This window comes from Rhodococcus sp. DMF-1, from assembly GCF_021441945.1.
Lineage (GTDB): Bacteria > Actinomycetota > Actinomycetes > Mycobacteriales > Mycobacteriaceae > Rhodococcus > Rhodococcus ruber.
On the sequence record NZ_CP090442.1, the window covers coordinates 3,493,904 to 3,512,442 of the forward strand.

The following is an 18,539-nucleotide window of genomic DNA, read 5'->3' on the forward strand; positions in this document are numbered from 1 at the left end:
ACGCCACACACCGCCGGTGGGATCGGTGTGAGGTCAGGAGACGGTGCGGATCAGAGTGGGGACACGTCGCCGGTCCGAAGTGCCTCGGGAAGACACGCGCAACCGTCGATCCGGGAGCTCGGTCTCATACCGGCACGCCCCCGGCTCCGACGCCGGCATCGATCCGGTGTTCGGCACGCCATTTCCTCGGGCTGCAGCCGAATTCGTTGCTGAACCAGCGGGAGAAGTTGCTCGGGGAGGAGAAACCGAGCAGGTCCGCAACCTCGGTGAGCGAGTAGCGCCGACCGGCGACGAGGTGTTCGGCCAGGTCCACGCGGGTGGCATTGAGCACCGCGGTGTAGTTCTGCCCGGCCTCGGCGAGGTGACGGTGCACGGTGCGCCGGTCCACCCCGAGGCTGCGGGCGACCTGTTCGACCGAACATCGCCCGGTGGGCAGCAGCAGTTCGATCAGCTCGCGCACCCGGGTGACGAGCATCGCCTCCGGCCGGGTGTCCAGGGTGTCGAGGTACCGGCGCGCATACGGACCGATGGAGGGACCCGACATGGCGTTGGGCGCGTCGAGATCGCTTGTGTAGAGGACGATTCCGGTGAACTCCTGGTCGAACTTGACCATGGGCCCGAACACCTCGAGGTGGGTGCTGGTGTTCTCGGGGGCGAGGTGGGTGAAGCAGACCGCCAGTGGCTGCCAGCGGCCACCGCGGAAATCGCGCAACAGCCCGTGCAGGACCCCCATCACCAGTTCCATGGCCTGCCGGGTGTCGGCGGGCTCGCCCAACTCGAGTGTCACCCGGATGGTCGCCACGTCCTCGGCCTCGACCAACCGCATCCGCAGGGCCTCGTTGTACATGTGCTGATAGCGCATCAGGAACTTCAGCGCGCTGCGGACGTCGGGTTCCTCCCGGAGGACCAGACTCACCGGGCCGAGGCTGGCGAAGCGCCGTCGCTCGACGAGCCGCAGCCCGAAGTCGGGGCAGCGGGCCGCGGCCGCCGAACGTTCCAGCAGACGCGCGATCGCGACGGCGGGGATCCACCGGTCCGGCAACCCCAAACCGGTGGGATCGAGCCCGACGCTGCGCAGCAACGGCGTGGGGTCCATTCCCAGCGACGCGCACAGGTCGGCATACCCGGTGATGGCGGCGTAGCGGGCCAACGGCTTCATGTCCGACCCCACATCCCGTCCCAGAGGGAACAACCTAGGTCACCTCAAGATACGCCCGGGCGGGTCGCGACACGCCCGGGCAGGTAGTGATCGAAATTGTCGTCGGGAGCATCGAGAACCACGAGCACCGGGCGCATCGGTGGATCGTCCGCAGCCCGGGCGGACGGTGGCATGCGTCGACGATCGTCATGGCCGTCGTCCGGGTTCGCGGAGGAATGCCTCGATGACCGGGGCGAGTCCGGCCGCGTCGGTGATCAGTTCGATGTGCCCGCCGGCGTGCCGGTGCAGGGTGGCGTGCGGCAGCAGTCGGTGCAGGATGTGGGCGTTGGCGATCGGGACGATGGGATCGTCGGTGCCGGCGACGATCAGGGTGGGTTGGCGGATGGCGGGAAGCAGCGGCAGGCTGGTCCATACGGCGCCGGCGAGCAACTGGTGCAGGTAGCCGATCGCCGATCCGGTCTGGGCCTGGGCGCCGAAGAGGGCAGCGATGTCGTGGCTGTGGTCTGCCGCGGTGCCGCCGTAGATCCGGCCGGCGAGCGCCGCGGCACGGCCGGGGTCGGTGAACCGGCGACCGGTGAGCATCTTGGCAAGCACCCGGGGGTGCCCCGGCACCATGAGCGCTCCGGTGGCAGTGGCGACGAGCACGAGACGCCGGCACCGGCGCGGGTTCTGGAAGGCGAACTGCTGGGCCAGTGCCCCGCCCCAGGACAAGCCGAGCACGTCCACCGTGCCGATGCCGAGCCGGTCGAGCACCTGCCCCAGGAGCCGCGCGAGGTAACCGAACCCGTAGGGCGCGAACGAGGGCGGCGACGCCCCGGCGCCGGGGACGTCGAACCGGACGATCGTGGCGGCCGGATCGAGGGCGGCGACGAAGGGGTCGAGCACCTCGAGCCCGGCGCCGATCCCGTTGCACAGCACCAGCGGCACTCCGAACCCGTGCCGGACGTGGACCCGGATGCGTTGCCGGCCCACGGCGATCTCGTGCCGCGTGGTACGAGCGTCGTCGGTCATCGGTACACGATGACGACCTCGGCGACGCACACCGGCCGCACCCCGCCCCGGATCTCGTAGGTGAGGGTGAACACTGCCTCGATGCCGGCGGGCTTCTCCGCCGCAGCAGTGAGGGTGACCGTGGCGCGCAGTTCCGATGCGACCGGGACCGGTGCAGGAAACCGGACCTTGTTCGTCCCGTAGTTCACTGCCATACCGAGGTCGTCGAAGGTGAGTACCTCGGCGAGCACGATCGGTGTCAGCGACAGGGTGAGGTAGCCGTGAGCGATGGTGGTGCCGAACGGTCCGGCCGCGGCCCGGTCGGGCTCGGTGTGGATCCATTGGTGGTCTCCGGTGGCGTCGGCGAACCGGCCCACCTGTTCCTGGGTGATCTCGCGCCAGTCGGTGCGGCCGAGCTCGCGCCCGACCAGATCGAGCAGCGCCCGCGGGTTGTCGAGTGTGGTGGTCATGATGTGGCCTCCTGGGTGGGTCAGCTGTGGTGGACGTAGGTGCCGGGTGCGGCGTCGAGCGGGGAGTGGGTGGCACCGCCGACGGCGGCGGGTGCAGGAACGGTGGGGCCGCTGCGTGCGGCGAGCCAGGCGGCGTAGTCGGGCCACCAGGAGTCTCGGGTGACCTCCGCGCGGTCGAGCCACTGCTCCGGGGTGTCCGCGTCGACGGGCCCGACCCGGAAGGACGCCTTGGGATTTCCGGGTGGATTGACCAGCGCGGCGACGTGCCCGCTGGTGGAGAGCACGAACCGGGTGTCGGCACCGCCGAGCAGGGCGGCGCTGCGGTAGCAGCCCTGCCACGGCGATATGTGGTCGGCGATACCGCCGATCACATATGCGTCGGCGGTGACCGCGCCGAGGTCGATCGGGGTACCCGACAGCTCCATCGTGCCGGGGGCGGCCAGCGCGTTGGTGACGCCGATGCGGACCAGGTCGCGGTGCAGGCCGGCGGCCATGCGGGTGGTGTCGGCGTTCCAGTGCAGCACGTCGAACGGCGCGGGCGGGCGGCCCTGCAGGTAATTGTTGACCCAGTAGCGCCACACCAGGTCGGTCGGGCGCAGCCAGGCGAACACCTCGGCCAGCTCGTCCCCGTCCAGGTAGCCCCTCGACTGCGAGCGTTCGATCGCAGTCGCGGCGGTGCGTTCGTCGAGGGCGGCGGCGGCGAACCCGGCCCGCGCCTGGTCGAGCACGGTCACCGCCAGGGTCAGCCCGGCAACCCGGTCGCCGTGTCCGGTAGCGGCCAGGTACGCGGCGGTCGTCGCGGCCAGGATCCCGCCCGAACAGCTGCCTTGCAGGTGCGTGCGGCCGGTCCCGGTGATCGCCTGGACGGCGTCCATCGCATCGACGATCGCCGTGACGTACGTGTCGAGGTCCCAGTCCCGGTGTTCGGCATGGGGGTTGCGCCAGGAGATGGTGAACACCTGCTGGCCCTGGGCGACGAAGTACTCGATCATGCTGCGGCCTGGGGCGATGTCGGTGATGTAGTACTTGTTGATCACCGGGGGCACCATCAACAGCGGCACCTCGTGCACGGTGGCGGTGTGCGGCGCATACTGGATCAGCTCGAGTACCGGGGTCCGCAGCACCACCGCCCCGGGTGTGACCGCGACGGTCTCGCCGAGGGTGTAGGCACCGGGTTCGACCATGGCGGGCACCCGCGGCTTGGTGGCCATGTCGCAGGCGAATGCACGCGCCCCGCGCAGCGCGGACAGTCCGCCGGTGTCGATGAGCGCCTTCCATCCGAGCGGGTTGAGTACCGGATTGTTGCTCGGCGCGAGACCCTCGACGAGGTTGTCGAGCACGAACCGCATCCGTTCGGTGTCGCGCCAGTCCAGGCCGGCGTCGGCGAGCAGGGCATAGGCGGTGTCGGCGGTGGCGAGGTAGGCCTGCATGCTGCGACGCAACCACGGGTTGTGCTGCCATGCCGGGTCGGTGAATCGCTTGTCGCCCTTGGCGGGTGCGCGGTCGGCGCGGCCGGCGGCGACGGCGGCGAGCTCCCTGGCCAGGGTTCCGCCGCGGTGCGCGAGCGTGCCGGGGCGCGCGGCCAGCCCGCCCGCGAGCCGGGCCCAGCCTCGATCGGGCAGCATCCGGCGGGCCAGACCGCGGGCCGAGCCGGCCAGCAGCAGGTCCACCGGCGCGGCGGGTTCGTCGGAACGGTGCACGGGCTCGGTGGTGGTGACGGTGGTGGTCATGCTCGGTTGCTGCTGCTTTCGAATGTGGGGATGGTGATGTCGCGACGCAGGATCTTGCCGGTGGGGCCCTGGGGCAGGGAGTCGAGGATCCAGACGTGGCGCGGATACTTGTAGGCGGCGACGCGCTGTCTGACGAATTTCACGATCTCGACGGGGTCGGCGCTCATGCCGACTCTGAGCGTGACCGCGGCGCCGATCTCCTCGCCGAGGGTGTCGTGCGGGATGCCGACCACCGCGGCCGCCGCCACGGCAGGATGCTCGTAGACAACCTCCTCGATCTCGCGGGGGTAGACGTTGAACCCACCGCGGATGATCAGGTCCTTCTTTCGGTCCACGATGTAGAAGTAGCCGTCGGTGTCCATGCGGCCGATGTCGCCGGTGGCGAACCAACCGGCCGCGTCGATCGCGGCCGCGGTCGCCTCGGGCAGGTTCCAGTAGCCCTTCATCACGTTCGGTCCCGCGATCTGGATCTCGCCGGGTCGGTCGGCCGGTACCTCGACACCGGAGCCGTCCACCACGCGCATCCGCACCCCCTCGAACGGGGTGCCGATCGAGCCCGTCTTGCGGACGCGGTCCGGGTGATTGAACGAGGCGACCGGCGAGGTTTCCGACAACCCGTACCCTTCCAGGATCACCGCGTCGAAGGTCCGCTCGAAGTCCTCGAGAACCGCCACCGGCAACGATGCACCGCCGGACACGCACACTCGCAGGCTCGCCGTCGCCGCCGCGTCGAATTCCTCTGCGACACCCAGCATCGCGGCGTACATCGTCGGCACGCCCTCGAACACGGTGACCCGGTCGCGGGCGATCACCTCGAGCGCGGTCCGTGGGTCGAAGCGCGGCACCAGGGTGAGCATGGCGCCCACGAGGACCGAGGCGTTGAGCCCGCACGTGAGTCCGAAGACGTGGAACAGCGGCAGTGCGCCCATCACCACGTCGTCGGCTCCGACCTGGATCAGGGTGCGGGCGGTCACCTCGGCATTGCCGGCCAGTCCGGCGTGGGTGAGTTCGGCGCCCTTGGGCTTGCCGGTGGTACCCGAGGTGTGCAGGATCACCGCGGTGTCCTCACCCGCCCGCGTCACCGGGGCGGCCTGCGCAGGCAGGTCGGCGATCAGCCGGGCGAGGGCGTCGTCGTCCACCAGCCACAACCGGGCGTCGGCCACATCGGCCGCAGCGCGGGCCTCCTCGGCGAACACCGGGGTCGCGAACAGCGCCGCCGCGGCGGTGTTCGTCAGGAAGAACTCGATCTCGCGGGCCTTCAGCAGCGGGTTCATCGGCACCGCGACCGCCCCGCGACGCAGAATGCCGTAGAACACGATCGCGAACGCCGCGGTGTTGGGCAGCATCACCGCGACCCGGTCACCGGGTGCGATCCCAGCCCGTTCGAGCAGGGTGGCTACCCGTGCGGCGGCCGCGTCGAACTCCGCGAACGACAGCGTGTCCTCGCCGCACCGCAGCGCGGTCTTGTCGGGATAGTTGCGCGCCGAGAAGACGAGGTTGTCACTGAGGTTGGTCATGTGGTGGGTCTCCGGTGTGATTCGAGGAGGGTCGTTGTCAGCTGTGCGAACCGCCCCCTGGGTTCGTTCGCACTAGTGGTCGGCGCGTTGATGCTCACAGCCCGAGATCCCGTCCGATGATCTCCTTCATGATCTCGTTGGACCCGGCCCAGATCTTGGTGACCCGCGCGTCCTTCCACGCCCGGGCAACCCGGTATTCGTTCATGAACCCGTAGCCGCCGTGCAGTTGCACGCAACTGTCCAGAATCTGGTTCTGTACCTGCGAGCTCCACCACTTGGCCTTCGCGGCGTCCACCGCGGTCAGCCGGCCTTCCGTATGCGCCTGCACGCACCGATCGACGAATGCCTGTGCCACCTCGAGCGTGGTGACCAGTTCGGCGAACAGGAACTTGTTGTACTGGAACGAACCGATCGCCTGGCCGAACGCCCTGCGCTCCCGGGCATAGTCCAGAGTCTCGCCCAGGATCGCCTCGGCGTGCGCGAGATTCGATACCGCCGCGCAGATCCGCTCCTGCGGCAGCATTCGCATCATGTGCGCGAACCCGCTGTCGACCTCGCCGATCACGTTCGCCGCGGGGACCCGGACGTCGGTGAAGAACAACTCGGCAGTGTCGGACTCGGGTTGACCGACCTTGTCCAGCTTGCGGCCCCGTTCGAAGCCCGCCATACCGGTCTCGACCGCAAACAGGGTGATGCCCTTGGCCTTCTTCTCCGGGCTCGTCTTCGCTGCCACGATCACCAGGTCGGCGTGGTAACCGTTGGTGATAAACGTCTTGGAACCGTTGAGGATCCAGTCGTCCCCGTCGCGGCGGGCCGTGGTCTTCAGCCCGGCCAGGTCCGATCCCGCGGCAGGTTCGGTCATCGCGATTGCCGCGACCAGTTCACCGGTACAGAACCCCGGCAGCCACCGCTGCTTCTGTTCTTCGGTGGTCAGCTCCACCAGATACGGCGCCACGATGTCGTAGTGGATTCCGAAACTCGACGCGATCGCCGCACTCACCCGCGAGAGTTCCTCCCCCACCACCGCGTTGAACCGGTAGTCCCCTGCCGCGCTGCCTCCGTACTGTTCGGGTACCTCCAAACCGAGTAGGCCGAGCTTGCCCGCCTCGATCCAGATCTCGCGGTCGATGAACCGCTGCTCGATGATCCGCTCGTGCTCCGGAATCAAATGGCGTTGCGTGAAATCACGGACCGTGTCACGAAAGGCGAGGTGGTCGGCGGCGTAGATGGTCCTGGTCATCGGTCTTCCTGGTGGGGGTGGCGACGGTGGCGTCCGAGCACGCCGGGCAGGTAGCTGCGCCTGCCGGCGACATCGACGATCCCGGGGCTGGTGATGCGGCCCCGTCGAGTGCGGGATTCGATCGAGAACCCATGCGGGTCTTCGGGGTTGCGACTTCACAGTAGCCGAACCGCCCTCGTCGCACTTATCCGATCGGGTCGGCGAACTGTTCAGATCGGGACAGGTGCAGTCCTGCGCCGATGGCACTGTATGCCGCACGACTCCGACGCGCACCCTGCCGGCACAGAACCCCATCGGCGCGATCGACCGACACCGCCCCGTACTACGCCCTCCACAGTGCCAGGGAAGCGATGTCGGCATCTCAGACCCGTCGATCCGGACGCAATCGAACCCGACGTCTCGAAGTGAATAGTTGATGTCCCACCAAGAGAAGTAATACCGGGAATGTGCGGGTAATGTTAGGTCCATCACAAGAGGAGCAGGCCGGTGACCGACCCCACAACCCGAACCGACGCAACCGCTTGAGCGTGAATACCGTTACACCTCAGGATTTTTCGATCAAGTAGCCGTCAGGCGCGCAGGGTCCGGGACCGACGAGAGAGATCCGCGGGGCACACATCGTTCGTTTCCATGAGCGATCCACCGGCCGGCCCGGACGCGATGGCGGCGCCCATCGATATCGGCGGCCACCCGACACCGTACTCCACCCCAATTCTTCTAGGAGACAAAGAAATGTCTGTCACGAGCGAGACGCCCCGGCGGGCCCGAACGGTGACCCCGCTCCGGGTCGAGCCGTTGACCGCCACGATCGGCGCGGAGCTGTTCGACGTGAACCTGGGGGAGGTGTCCCGCGACGACGCGCTGTTCGCCGAGCTGCGGGCCCTGCTGCTCGAGCACAAGGTGCTGTTCTTCCGCGACCAGGACATCACCCGTGCCGAGCACGTCGCCCTGGCCGAGCGGTTCGCCCCGCTCGAGGATCACCCGGTGGCCGGCAGCGACCCCGACCATCCCGGACTGGTGCGGATCTACAAGGACCTCGACAGTCCGCCCGAGCACTACGAGAACGCCTACCACTGCGACGCCACGTGGCGGGTGAACCCTCCGATGGGTTCGGTGCTGCGCGCCGTGGAGATCCCGCCGGTCGGCGGCGACACCATCTGGGTGAACATGGTGCAGGCCTACGCGCGGCTGCCGCAGTCGGTGAAGGACCGGATCGAGGGACTGCGCGCCCGGCACAGCATCGAGGCCAGCTTCGGCGCGAACATGCCTGTCGAAGCACGCCACGCGCTCCACGGGCGGTTCCCCGACGCCGAGCACCCGGTGGTGCGCACCCATCCGGAAACCGGCGAGAAGATCCTGTTCGTCAACTCCTTCACCACCCACATCGTCAACTACCACACCCCCGACAACGTCCGTTTCGGGATCGACTACGCCCCCGGCGCCGGAGATCTGCTGCGCTACCTGATCAGCCAGGCCACGATCCCGGAATACCAGGTGCGATGGCGCTGGACACCCGGCAGCGTCGCCATCTGGGACAACCGGTCCACGCAACACTATGCGGTGCAGGACTATTGGCCCGCCGTCCGCAAGATGGAACGCGCCGGCATCATCGGCGACCCCACCTTCTGAGCCCCTCTCACCCTCCCACCCTCACGACAACTCCGATCGGAGCAGCACCATGCACTTCCACGACGACGCCCTGTTCCCCGAGAACCAGGAAAAGCTGGTCATCACCGTCGCCCCCTACGGCCCCGAGTGGGACATCGACGACTTCGCCGAGGATCTGCCACTGACCATGGACGAGCACGTGCAGAAGGCGGTGGACTGCTACAACGCCGGCGCCACCGTGCTGCACATCCACGTCCGTGAACTCGACGGCAAGGGCTCCAAGCGGCTCTCGAAGTTCAACGAACTGCTGGCACGGCTGCGCGAGGCGGTGCCCGAGATGATCCTGCAGGTCGGCGGCTCGATCTCGTTCGCCCCCGAAGGCGAGGGCGCGGACGCGAAGTGGCTCTCCGACGACACCCGCCACATGCTCGCCGAACTCGACCCCAAGCCCGACCAGGTCACCATCGCCATCAACACCAACCAGATGAACATCGTCGAGCTGATGACGGCCGACGACATCGCCGGCACCTCCTTCGAGCGCCCCGAGGTGTACGAGGCGTACCGGGAGATGACCGTCCCGGCCGGGCCGGCCTGGGTCGAGGAGCACCTGCGCCGGCTGCAGGCCAACGGTATCCAGCCGCACTTCCAGCTCGCCAACATCGCACAGCTCGAGACCGTCGAGCGGTTGATCCGCCGCGGCGTCTACACCGGCCCGCTGATGGTGACCTGGGTCGGTATCGGCGGCGGCTTCGACGGCCCCAACCCGTACAACATGATGGAGTTCATCCGCCGCACTCCCGACGGCGCAGTGCTCACCCTGGAAACCCTGATGCGCAGCGTGCTGCCCGTCAACACCATGGCCATCGCGATGGGCCTGCACGCCCGCTGCGGCACCGAGGACACCCTGTGGGGTCGCAAGGGCGAGAAGATGACCTCCGTCGCCCAGGTCGAACAGCTCGTCCGCATCGCGAACGAACTCGGTCGTGAGGTCGCCACCGGGAAGGAGGCCCGCGAGATCTACCGCCTCGACGAGCACTACACCGGCGCCGAGGAGACCCTCGCCAAGATCGGCTTCGCGCCCAACCGCCGCCCCGGTCAGCGCGGCTTCACCCAGCACGCCTGACGCGGCATCCGCGTGCCCGGTGGGCGCGACGCCGCAACCCGGTGCCGCGCCCCCGGATGCGCGAAACCCCTTCCCACCCACCGTCACCATCATCGGTTCCACCTCGACCTTCGCGCTCGTCCCCTCACCTCGACTTAGGAAGATCATGTCGTCTGTCATCACCACCGCGCCGGAGCAGTCCGCGGCTGTCTCGGCGCCGTCGCGCCGCAGCGGGCGGTCCCGGTTCTACCCGTGGCTCGTGTTCGCGCTCACCTTCGGACTGCTGCTTTCGGACTACATGTCCCGGCAGGTCCTCAGCGCGGTGTTTCCGTTCCTGAAAGCCGAATGGGCGCTCTCGGATTCGCATCTCGCATCGCTGAACAGCGTGGTCGCGTTGATGGTCGGGTTGCTCACCCTGCCGCTGTCGATGCTGGCCGACAGATGGGGCCGGGTGCGCAGCCTCGTCGTGATGGCCGCGTTGTGGAGCGTGGCGACCCTGCTGTGCGCGGTGGCGGGCTCCTACGAGCAGATGCTCGGCGCCAGGTTCCTGGTCGGGGTCGGTGAGGCCGCCTACGGCAGCGTCGGTATCGCGGTCGTGCTCAGCGTGTTCGCACCGCGGCTGCGGGCCTCGCTCTCGGGTGCGTTCATGGCCGGCGGTTCGTTCGGGTCGGTGATCGGCGTCGCATTCGGTGGGGTCATCGCCGTGCAGCTGTCCTGGCGCTGGTCCTTCGCGTCGATGGCGATCTTCGGGCTGGTCCTGGTCGCGCTGTTCTGGGCGCTGGTCAGCGAGCGCAAGCTCGCCCGCCACGCGGTCGATGACGACGAGGCGAACACCACCGACGCCGCCGCGACCGCCGCGCCGGGCAGCGCGGCACGTGCCCCGATCTCGAGCCTGTTCACCAACCCTGCGGTGCTGTGCGCGTACATCGGCGGCGGGCTGCAGATGTTCACCGCCGCCGCACTGATGGCGTGGCTGCCGAGCTACTTCGGCCGCTCCTACGGGCTGGCCGCGGACAAGGCCGCCGCGACGGCAGCGATCTTCGTGCTGCTGATCGGCGCCGGCATGATCGTGTGCGGCATCTTCGCCGACCGGGTCGCCCGCATCGACCCCGCCCGCAAGTGGACGGTCGCGATCGCGATCAGCCTCGCCGCCGGAGTACTGCTGATCATCGGGTTCCAGCTGCCGGTCGGCACCGCGCAGCTGGTGCTGCTCGGACTGGGGGCGTTCTTCTCCGCCGGCTCCACCGGCGCGGTCACCGCCATGGTTGCCAACCTGACCCACCCCACCGTGCGGGCGTCCGCGTTCGGCACCACCACCCTGGCCAACAGCCTCCTCGGACTCGCCGCGGGCCCGTTCGTGGTCGGCGTCCTCGCGGACCGGATCGGTCTCGCCGAGGCTCTGCAGCTGGCGCCGCTCGTCTACCTGGGCGCGGTCGCGGTGCTGCTGGTCGGCAAGCGCGTCTACCCCGCCGGCGTCCGAAAGCTCGCCACCCTGTCCGCCGCCCCCGCGCAACGGACCGGAACCGGGCAGTGACCACTCTCCACCCCGTCGCGGCGGATCTCGTCGGCGAGCGCGCCAAGGCTCCGCAGCCCCGACCGGCCCCCCTCGAGGGCTGATCCCGGACCGTGGCGGCGAACCCCCTGGGGTTCGCCGCCACGGTCGCCGTTCCGACGTCGGGCCCATGGTGGCAGCTGGCGGCCGTCGCCGTCCTGCTCGATGGAACGTGGAGCCCAGCACACCGCCATCTTTGTCTAGTCGATCTTGACTTGAAGCGTCTAGTCTGAATTGACTACCCTGGTGACGAAGCGTAGGGACATCTTGAAGCGCCTCCGCACCGCCGCCGAGTCCGCCGTCAAGCTCGGAAAGAACTGGTGGAAGAAGTGAAGTACACCGCGCAAGTGACCCGCGACGACGGATGGTGGTCGGTCCACGTGCCCGAAGTGGACCGCACCACCCAGGCCCGCCACCTGCGCGAGGTCAAGGAGATGGCGGCCGACCTTGTACACATCATGACGGGATCGCCGGTCGACGAAATCGAGATCGAGATCGAATTGCCCGAAGACCTGGCGGCCGCGGTTCGTGAGTTCCACGCGGCCCAGCACGCCGCGGAGGAAGCACGCGCCCGCGCAGCCTCGGCGCAGGTCGCCGCGGCCCGAGCGCTTCAAGCACGCGGTGCAACCCTCCGCGACATCGGGGAGGTGCTGGGCGTGTCGTTCCAGCGCGTCCACCAGCTGGTGAATTCCTGACTCAACGGCCTACGACGACAGCGCCCCCGTCGAAGGGAGGCGGGAAGCGCCGCAGGCCGAACCGATGCGTCGCATCGAGCGCCTCTTCGTACCACTCGCCGATCCCGGCGACCCGAGTGAGGACCTCGGCGCGGCCGGATACCGTGGACCCGACACGGACAGGTCAGGGGAGCGCCGGATGATCACGCGAACGAGATTCTTCTCCGTTCATCTCTCGAGGTCGGCGCGATCGGGGCCGCCCCCGGACCCGCCGCCTCCGCCGGCGCCGTCGTCGGGCCTGTGGTGGCAGCTGGTGGCCGTCGCCGTCCTGCTCGGTGGTCTGGTGGTCGCCCTGGCGCTGCAGACCCCGACGTCGAGCACCCTGTCCTACAGCGACTTCGTGGACCGGGTCGACGCGGGCACCGTCCAGCAGGTGACGATCGACGACCGCGGATCGGCCTACGGAACCCTCTCGGACGACACGGAATTCGTCACCCAGCTGCCGACCGCACTGAACCTCGCCGGGCTCGACGCGAAGCTGCGGGCGAAGCAGGTCCAGGTCAGCGCGGAACAGACCGACGACAGCCCGTGGGCCGCGATTCTGCTCAGCATGCTGCCCTTCGTCGTGTTCGCGGGGCTGTTGCTGTGGGTCGGCCGCCGGGCACAGCGCGCCTTCAGCGGCGGCGGCATCGGGGGCATGGGCGCGTTCGGCCGCTCGAAGGCCCGCGTGATCGAGGCGAACCGGCCGACCACGCGCTTCGCGGACGTCGCCGGGTACGACGGCGTCAAGCAGGAGGTCAGCGAGGTCGTCGACTTCCTGCGGGATCCGGAGAAGTACGCGGCCGCCGGCGCGAAGGGCCCCCGCGGGGTGCTGATGATCGGCCCGCCGGGCACCGGCAAGACACTGCTGGCCCGCGCGGTGGCCGGCGAGGCGGAGGTGCGCTTCCTGTCCGTCACGGGCTCGGAGTTCGTGGAGATGTTCGTCGGGGTCGGTGCCTCCCGGGTGCGGGACCTGTTCGAGCAGGCCCGCAAGAGCCCGCCGTCGATCATCTTCATCGACGAGATCGACGCCATCGGCAGCAAGCGCGGCGTCGGGACCTACGCCGGGAACGACGAGCGGGAACAGACGCTCAATCAGTTGCTGGCCGAGATGGACGGCTTCGACCAGAGCGTCGGCATCGTGGTGCTGGCGGCGACGAACCGCCCGGAGGCGCTCGATCCGGCCCTGCTGCGGCCGGGCCGGTTCGACCGCACGGTGGTGATCCCCCTGCCCACCCAGTCGGAACGGGCCGCGATCCTGGCGGTGCACCTGCAGGGCAAACACTTCGGACCCGACGTCGATCTGAGCGTGCTCGCCCGGGCCACCCCGGGCTTCTCGGGTGCGGATCTGGCGAACCTGGTCAACGAGGCCGCCATCAATGCCGTCCGGGACGACCGCACCGTCATCTGCGCCGACGACTTGTCGTCCGCGCGTGACCGCCTGCTGCTCGGACGCCGCGAGAGCGCCAATGCCCTGCTCCCCGACGAACGGACCTCGGTGGCGGTCCACGAATCGGGCCACGCGTTGCTCGCGGCCCTGTGCCCGCACGCCGACCCGGTGGCGAAGGTGACGATCCTGCCCGCGGGCATGGCCCTGGGATCGACCCAGCAGCTACCCGAGGTCGAACGCCACCTCTACAGCGAGGGATATCTCAACGACCTGCTCACCGTCCGGGTCGGGGGGCGGGCCGCGGAGCTCGTCGTGTTCGGGGAGGGGTCGACCGGTGCCGCCGACGACCTGAGCGGCGCGACCCGCATCGCCGTGCGCATGGTGCGGGAATTCGGGCTGTCCGAAGCGTTCGGCCCGGTGGGGTACGGGTCGGGCGACCCCAACTACCTGCATGCCGACACCAGTGAGCGCAGCCTCGTGCGGCCCTACTCGGAACACACCCAGCAGCTCGTGGACCGCGAGGTCGCCCGGCTGCTGCGGGCCGCCGAGGAACGGGCCGTCGCGCTCCTGACGCAGCACCGGGCGGCGCTGGACCGGCTGGCCGCGATCCTCGTCGAGGAGGAGACCGTCGACGGCGAGGTCGTACTCGACGTGCTGCGGGCGGAGGCGGACGGCGCCCGGCCGCAGCGCCTCGGCACCACCTGAGCGGCGCGCGGGCCGGATCGCACTGTGCCGACATGATTTGCCGCGCCGACATGATTTGCCGCGCGGTGGGGAAACCGGTCTGCATGGCACCTCTCCCCGACCCCGCGACGATCCGGCGCTACCGCATCCATGCGACCCCCGACGGTCACCGGTGGGTGATCGGCACCCACGATCCGTCGCTCGGCATCGATTTCGGGCCGGGCCCGGAGGCGGAGGCCTGGGCGCGGGAGGCCTGCGCCGACCTGGAATCTCCGCCGCCGCAGAACCTGTACAACTGGCGGCCGGTGCCCCCGGGGCTCACGGGCTCGCGGTTCGGGCCCGACCGGGGCATGCCCGGGCCGAGGAGATGACCGCCGGCATGCGCCTACCGTAAACGAGGTGGACGCCCGTGCTCTCGTCACCACGGCCCGCGTCGCCCGGCTGGCCACGACCGGACCGGACGGGCGGCCGCACCTCGTGCCGATCGTGTTCGCGCTCGTCGGCGACGCGCTCTACACCTGCGTCGACGACAAGCCGAAGACGACGAGACGGTTGCGGCGCCTGCGCAACATCGAGAACGACCCGCGGGTGGCGGTGCTCGTCGACCACTACGACGACGACTGGTCCCGGCTGTGGTGGGTCCGTCTCGACGGCACGGCCACCGTCCACGATCCGCGCTCGGAGCTCGGCTCGGCCGGTCTCGCGGCGCTGGCCGTCAAGTACGCGCAGTACCGCGCGGCGCGCCCGTCGGGACCGGTGCTCCGGATCGACGGGCTGCGCTGGCGGTCGTGGTCCGCGGGCGGCGGCTCAGCCGATCGGGCGACGCCACGGCCCGGTGATCGCGAGGGTCAGGCCGGGTGACTGGATGTTGACGAACAGGGTCCTGCCGTCGGCGCTGAAGGCGGGCCCGCAGAACTCGCTGTCGTTGAGTTCGTTGCGTGCGATCGTGAACGGCTTCCCCTCGGCGGTGACGCCGATGAGGTGGCTGATGCCGTCGCCGTCCTCGGCGAGTATCACCCCGCCGTACGGCGAGACGGTGATGTTGTCGGGACCGTCGTAGTTGCCGGTGTCGACGGACGGGTCGGGGTTGACCCCGAACAGCGTCTTCAGCGTGACCGTCTGCGAGGCCGGATCGAAGAACCACACCTGGCCGTCGTGTTCGGCGATGCTGCCGTCGCTCGTGCGGGCGTAGCTGGCGACGAAGTAGGCGCCGCCGTCGCCCCACCACTGGCCCTCGAGCTTGCGGCTGCGGGTCACCTGGTCGGCGGCGAACTGCTCGCGCACCGGTGTGGTGGCGGCGTCGCGGTCGGGGACGTCGACCCACCGCACGGTGTAGCGCACCCCCGGCTCGGTGGCCTGCGACAGGTCGGGCACGTGCGCGCCGCCGTCGAAGCAGGCCATCGCCTGCAGGCTGCCCGCGGTGTCGCCGCCGGGCGACTGGGCGAGTTCACGCAGGGCACCCGGCCCGCCCCGGAAACCCTGCGGGGGCGTCCACCGGTAGAACAGGCCGTTGGGCTCGTCGGCGTCCTCGGTGAGGTAGATCGCGCCGGTGGCCGGGTCCACGGCGACCGCCTCGTGCGCGTACCGGCCGAGGAACTTCAGCGGCACCGGGCTCTTGCCGCGGTTGGCGTCCTGGCTCGCGGGGTCGACCTCGAACACGTAGCCGTGATCGAGCGTGAATCCCTTCGAGCCGGCCCGGTCCTCGGTCTCCTCGCACGTCAGCCACGTGCCCCACGGGGTGATGCCGCCGGCGCAGTTGTTCACGGTGCCGGCGAGGCTGACGTACTGGCCGGTGCGCTGCCCGTTCGGGCTCACGGTGACGGTGGTGGTGCCGCCGCGCGCGCCGGGGTCGTAGGTCAGGCCGTCGACGACGGGCACGCCGAACGGCTCGTCCTTGCCGATCTCGTGGTTGGTCACGATCGTGGAACCGTTGCCGTGCGCGAACACACCGTTGGCGTCGGGATCGCTGGGGACGGGCGTGCCGTCGTCGAGGGTCGTCTCCCCGGAGCGCGACACCACGGTGTACGAGAACCCTACGGGCAGAGCGAGAATGCGCTGGGGATCCGGGACGAGCGGGCCGTAGCCGATCGCCCCGCCGGGGACTGCGGACGCGAGTCCGGGGCGGACGAGCGCCTCGACGCTGCCGGCGAGGGCCACGCCGAGGCCGGCCAGTGCGGTGCGCCCGAGGAATCCCCGGCGGTTCAGTGGTGCCGTCGTCACTGTTCTCGATACCTCCATCGATGCGGTCGGGTCCTCCGGACCGTAGGTGCCGGAAAGCCCGGTTCCGTGGCCGGCGGGTGACCGCGAATCGAACCGGAGGCGAACGTCGCGGGGGCGGTCAGGCGACGTCGGAGTCGACGGGCAGCCCGGCGAGTCGCCACTCGAGCACACCGTCGGCGGCGCGCCGGGCCGGCACACCGTGGGTGCGCAGCAGCCGGACGGCGTCGTGGGCGAGCACGCAGTACCGGCCGCGGCAGTAGGCGACGATCTCCCGGTCCGCCGGCAGGTCGGCGAGCCGCTCGGTCAGCTCGTCCAGCGGCACGTGCAGTGCGCCGGGCAGGTGCCCAGCGGCGTACTCGGCGGCGGGGCGCACGTCGAGCAGGACCACCTCGCCTGTCTCGAGGCGGTGCAGAAGTTCCTCGGTGTCGACGGCGGCGGTGTCGTCCGGGCCGAGGTAGGCGCGCCGGGCGAGCTCGGTGTGCGGGCGGTGCCGCTGGGCCACGCGACGCAGGGTGTCCCACAGTTCGGCGACGTCGTCCCCGGCGAGCGAGTAGAAGATCCGTTTGCCGTCGCGGCGGGACCGCACCAGCCCGGCCGCGCGCAGGGTCTGCAGGTGCGCCGAACAGGTGCTCACGCCGAGCCCGGCGGCGGCGGCGAGCTCGTCGACGCTGCGCGGTCCCTGCGCGAGCAGGTCGAGCAGTTCCAGACGTGCGGGATTGCCGAGCACCTTGCCGACGGCGGCGAACTCGGTGTACAGCGCGTCCTTGGCGGCTCGGTCAGCCACGGGTGGGTCCTTCCTGTGGGGCGCGGGTGGGCCGGGGATGCGTTTCGTACATGCGCACCGCGACGACCAGTCCGGACAGGGCGGTCAGCGCGGCCACGACCCACACGGCGGCGTGGATGCCGAACGCGTCGGCGACGACACCGGCCAGCAGGGCGCCGGCCGCGAAGCCGCCGTCGCGCCAGAGCCGGTACACGCCCACGGCCCGGGCCCGCCAGGCGGGATGGGCGACGTCGCCGATCGAGGCGAGCAGGGTCGGGTAGACCAGCGCGGTGCCCGCGCCGAGCGCGGCCGCGGCGATCGCCCACGGCAGGAAGGAGTCCGAGACGGCGATCACGGCCAGGGCGAGCGCCTGCAGCCACATGCCGGCGACGATCATCCACTTGCGGCCCCACCGGTCCGACAGTGCACCGGTGGCCAGCTGGCCGACTCCCCACACGGCCGGGTACAGCGCCGCGAGGATGCCGATCCGGCCGACGGACAGGCCGGCCGCGGCGAACAGGATCGGGAACAGCCCCCAGGCGAGGCCGTCGTTGAGGTTGTTGACCAGCCCGGCCTGGCTGGCCGAGGACAGGGCCGGTTCCTTGAAGCTGGTCTGGACGAGCACCTGCCGGTCGGTGAGCTTGTCGTGCAGGTGGTCGTGGCGTCCGTCGGCGCGGGCGACGTGGCCGACGGCCTCGAGACGCGCGTATTCGCGGGTCTCCTTCACGGCGAGGGTGGACAGTCCCAGACCGAGAGCCGCGAAGGCGATGCCGAGCAGGAAGGGCGCGGGCCGCAGCCCGTAGGCCTCGGCCAGATATCCGGTGGCCAGCGCGGTCGCGGCGACGGCGGCATACCCGGCGGCCTCGTTCAGTCCCATCGCGAATCCCCGCCGGGCCGGGCCGACGAGGTCGATCTTCATCACCACGGTGGTGGACCAGGTCAGTCCCTGGCTGATGCCGAGCAGCACGTTGGCGAAGATCACCCAGCCCCACGAGGGTGCCCAGATGAGCAGCAGCGGCACCGGGAGGGCGACCAGCCACCCGGCGACGAGCACCGGTTTGCGCCCGTACCGGTCGGAGAAGGTGCCGGCGAAGTAGTTGGTGATCGCCTTCGACAGGCCGAAGACGAGGATGAACGACAGCCCGGCGGTGTAGGCGCGGATGCCGAATTCCTCCTCGGCGAGCAGCGGCAGCACGGTGCGTTCCTGACCGAGCATGCCGCCGACGAGCGCGTTGACGACCACCAGCAGGGTGAACTGGGCGAGGTTGCGGCGCAGGCCCAGTCCGATCTGCTTGTCGGGCGGGGCGGTGGGTGGCGTGGGGGTGTTCATGAGCGCCTTCCGGGACCTGTCGTATGACCGTACGATACGACATTCTACGGAATTATGGAATGTCCCGGAGT

General features: G+C 69.9%; 16 protein-coding genes. 7 read left to right on the forward strand and 9 right to left on the reverse strand.

Annotation, left to right across the window (positions count from 1 at the left end):
- Window positions 1–124: 124 nt before the first annotated feature.
- The 6 genes from LZP97_RS15840 to LZP97_RS15865 all read right to left on the reverse strand — a co-directional run bounded on the left by LZP97_RS15840 (window position 125) and on the right by LZP97_RS15865 (window position 7,106).
- Window positions 125–1,159 (reverse strand): AraC family transcriptional regulator, encoded by a 1,035-nt coding sequence (locus LZP97_RS15840; protein WP_054371217.1) that lies wholly within the window; start codon window positions 1,157–1,159, stop codon window positions 125–127.
- A 186-nt stretch (window positions 1,160–1,345) separates the two neighbouring features.
- On the reverse strand, window positions 1,346–2,170 hold the full coding sequence (locus tag LZP97_RS15845; protein ID WP_234574793.1) for an alpha/beta fold hydrolase: 825 nt from the start codon (window positions 2,168–2,170) through the stop codon (window positions 1,346–1,348).
- Window positions 2,167–2,619 carry a MaoC family dehydratase gene (locus tag LZP97_RS15850; RefSeq protein WP_003934628.1) on the reverse strand — a complete coding sequence of 151 codons (453 nt, stop codon included), beginning with the start codon at window positions 2,617–2,619 and terminating at the stop codon, window positions 2,167–2,169. Before LZP97_RS15850 ends, LZP97_RS15845 begins: the two co-directional genes overlap by 4 nt.
- Before the next feature lie 20 nt (window positions 2,620–2,639).
- Window positions 2,640–4,349 (reverse strand): PHA/PHB synthase family protein, encoded by a 1,710-nt coding sequence (locus LZP97_RS15855; RefSeq protein WP_234574794.1) that lies wholly within the window; start codon window positions 4,347–4,349, stop codon window positions 2,640–2,642.
- Window positions 4,346–5,866 (reverse strand): long-chain-fatty-acid--CoA ligase, encoded by a 1,521-nt coding sequence (locus LZP97_RS15860; protein WP_234574796.1) that lies wholly within the window; start codon window positions 5,864–5,866, stop codon window positions 4,346–4,348. Before LZP97_RS15860 ends, LZP97_RS15855 begins: the two co-directional genes overlap by 4 nt.
- A 94-nt stretch (window positions 5,867–5,960) precedes the next feature.
- Window positions 5,961–7,106 (reverse strand): acyl-CoA dehydrogenase family protein, encoded by a 1,146-nt coding sequence (locus tag LZP97_RS15865; RefSeq protein WP_054371221.1) that lies wholly within the window; start codon window positions 7,104–7,106, stop codon window positions 5,961–5,963.
- A gap of 732 nt (window positions 7,107–7,838) precedes the next feature.
- Between LZP97_RS15865 and LZP97_RS15870 the strand changes: the two genes are divergently transcribed.
- From LZP97_RS15870 to LZP97_RS15900, 7 genes are all read left to right on the forward strand, one after another.
- Window positions 7,839–8,735, forward strand: a complete 897-nt coding sequence (locus LZP97_RS15870; RefSeq protein WP_234574798.1) for a TauD/TfdA dioxygenase family protein — start codon at window positions 7,839–7,841, stop codon at window positions 8,733–8,735.
- Window positions 8,736–8,784: 49 nt separating this feature from the next.
- On the forward strand, window positions 8,785–9,837 hold the full coding sequence (locus tag LZP97_RS15875; RefSeq protein WP_234574800.1) for a 3-keto-5-aminohexanoate cleavage protein: 1,053 nt from the start codon (window positions 8,785–8,787) through the stop codon (window positions 9,835–9,837).
- A 145-nt stretch (window positions 9,838–9,982) separates the two neighbouring features.
- The gene (locus LZP97_RS15880; RefSeq protein WP_234574801.1) at window positions 9,983–11,350 is read left to right on the forward strand and encodes an MFS transporter; all 1,368 of its coding nucleotides are present in this window, start codon (window positions 9,983–9,985) and stop codon (window positions 11,348–11,350) included.
- 338 nt (window positions 11,351–11,688) lie between these two features.
- Window positions 11,689–12,063: a hypothetical protein gene (locus LZP97_RS15885; RefSeq protein ID WP_228287096.1), complete on the forward strand. Its 375-nt coding sequence runs from the start codon at window positions 11,689–11,691 to the stop codon at window positions 12,061–12,063.
- Between the two features lie 292 nt (window positions 12,064–12,355).
- Entirely contained in the window at window positions 12,356–14,176 is a 1,821-nt protein-coding gene (gene ftsH / locus LZP97_RS15890) for an ATP-dependent zinc metalloprotease FtsH (RefSeq protein ID WP_010596019.1), read from the forward strand.
- Window positions 14,177–14,259: 83 nt separating this feature from the next.
- On the forward strand, window positions 14,260–14,526 hold the full coding sequence (locus tag LZP97_RS15895; RefSeq protein ID WP_010596020.1) for a hypothetical protein: 267 nt from the start codon (window positions 14,260–14,262) through the stop codon (window positions 14,524–14,526).
- 28 nt (window positions 14,527–14,554) lie between these two features.
- Window positions 14,555–15,016, forward strand: a complete 462-nt coding sequence (locus LZP97_RS15900) for a TIGR03668 family PPOX class F420-dependent oxidoreductase (protein ID WP_040270206.1) — start codon at window positions 14,555–14,557, stop codon at window positions 15,014–15,016.
- On the opposite strand, the gene LZP97_RS15905 is transcribed toward LZP97_RS15900, so the two are convergent.
- The 3 genes from LZP97_RS15905 to LZP97_RS15915 form a co-directional block, all read right to left on the reverse strand.
- Window positions 14,963–16,375 carry an alkaline phosphatase PhoX gene (locus LZP97_RS15905; RefSeq protein ID WP_010596022.1) on the reverse strand — a complete coding sequence of 471 codons (1,413 nt, stop codon included), beginning with the start codon at window positions 16,373–16,375 and terminating at the stop codon, window positions 14,963–14,965. The two genes, LZP97_RS15900 and LZP97_RS15905, sit on opposite strands and share 54 nt — an antisense overlap.
- Window positions 16,376–16,493: 118 nt before the next feature.
- Window positions 16,494–17,159, reverse strand: coding sequence for an ArsR/SmtB family transcription factor (locus tag LZP97_RS15910; RefSeq protein ID WP_010596023.1), 666 nt, complete (start codon window positions 17,157–17,159; stop codon window positions 16,494–16,496).
- Complete coding sequence (locus tag LZP97_RS15915) at window positions 17,152–18,468, reverse strand: MFS transporter (protein ID WP_017679911.1); 1,317 nt, start codon at window positions 18,466–18,468, stop codon at window positions 17,152–17,154. The genes LZP97_RS15910 and LZP97_RS15915 overlap by 8 nt, the downstream gene beginning before the upstream one ends.
- Window positions 18,469–18,539 lie beyond the last annotated feature (71 nt).